The organism is Vulcaniibacterium gelatinicum, from assembly GCF_008033445.1.
GTDB lineage: Bacteria > Pseudomonadota > Gammaproteobacteria > Xanthomonadales > Xanthomonadaceae > Vulcaniibacterium_B > Vulcaniibacterium_B gelatinicum.
Genome location: NZ_VNKO01000042.1, coordinates 1 through 1,150 on the forward strand (window position 1 = coordinate 1; position 1,150 = coordinate 1,150).

Here is a 1,150-nt window from a genome sequence, read left to right on the forward strand (position 1 = left end):
GCCTTATCTCTTGAGTTTCTGAGAGGGTAGGCGTCGAGAGCCGACGTGGGCGACCGATTGCGCCTGGGTCTTGCGACCGTGACTGAGCATGGTCCCCACGTCGGATTCTCCCCATCACGCCCGAACAGTTGCTCGAGGTAGCACTCGGATCGATAAGGCCGGGCTTCCGGGGAGGACTCTCGACGTTCCAAGCCTAGCGGAGACCCGGAATGAGTGCATTCGTTGGTATCGATGTCAGCAAGGCCACGCTGGACGTGGCGGTCCTGGGTGATGCGATGAGCCGCCGGTTCGGCAACGCCCCGTCCGGCTTCCGACGCCTGGTGGACTGGTTACGGACACTCTCGCCCCAGGTCGTCGTGCTGGAGGCCACGGGGGGCTACGAGGTGGCCGCACTGGAGGCATTGCACGCGGCCGGCGTGCCGGTCGCCCGGGTGAACCCCCGCCAGGCCCGCGACTTCGCCAAAGCCACAGGTCAACTGGCCAAGACCGACCGACTGGACGCGCAGGGTCTGGCCCGGATGGCGGCGGCGGTACCGCTCACGCCCTACTGGCCACCCGCGGCTTGGCAGAAGCGCTTGGCGGAATGGCAGCAGCGGCGACATCAACTGGTCGGCATGCTGGGCAGCGAACGCCAGCGCTTGGAGCGGCTCACCGACCCGGCGCTGCGGCGCCTGGCGGAGCAGCATCTGAAGCGGCTCCGGGCGGAGATCCGGACGCTGGAGGAAGGCATTGCGCGGCAACTGGACGAGCAACCTTCCCTGGCACCGCTGCGGACGCTCAAGGGCGTCGGTCCGGTCTTGCAGGCCACCTTGGCCTGCGCGCTGCCGGAGCTGGGCCGACTCAACGGGAAGGCCATCGCCAAGCTGGTAGGGGTGGCCCCTCTGGCCCGCGACAGCGGCCAATGGCGGGGACAGCGCGTGGTCTGGGGTGGCCGCGCCCAGGTCCGTCAGACCCTCTACATGGCGGCCTTGACCGCCATGCGGCACGAGCCACGCCTGCGCGACTTCTACCGCGCGCTTCGGGAGCGCGGAAAGGCTGGAAAGGTCGCCATCGTCGCCGTCATGCGGAAGATGCTGGTCATCCTCAATGCACGCATGCGGGACGCCATGGCAGGGGCTCCCGCCATGGCCTGATCAAGACAGTTGCTCAG

Annotated in this window: 1 protein-coding gene; it reads left to right on the forward strand. The window is 68.1% G+C overall.

Translation table 11 applies throughout. From position 1 onward, the window contains the following. The first annotated feature begins 209 nt into the window (after positions 1 to 209). On the forward strand, positions 210 to 1,133 hold the full coding sequence (locus FPV26_RS12555) for an IS110 family RNA-guided transposase (RefSeq protein WP_147654211.1): 924 nt from the start codon (positions 210 to 212) through the stop codon (positions 1,131 to 1,133). Positions 1,134 to 1,150: the final 17 nt, after the last annotated feature.

Excerpts from the sequence above, each read along its gene's own strand:
- FPV26_RS12555 (WP_147654211.1), top strand. The coding sequence starts at position 210 with ATGAGTGCATTCGTTGGTATCGATGTCAGCAAGGCCACGCTGGACGTG.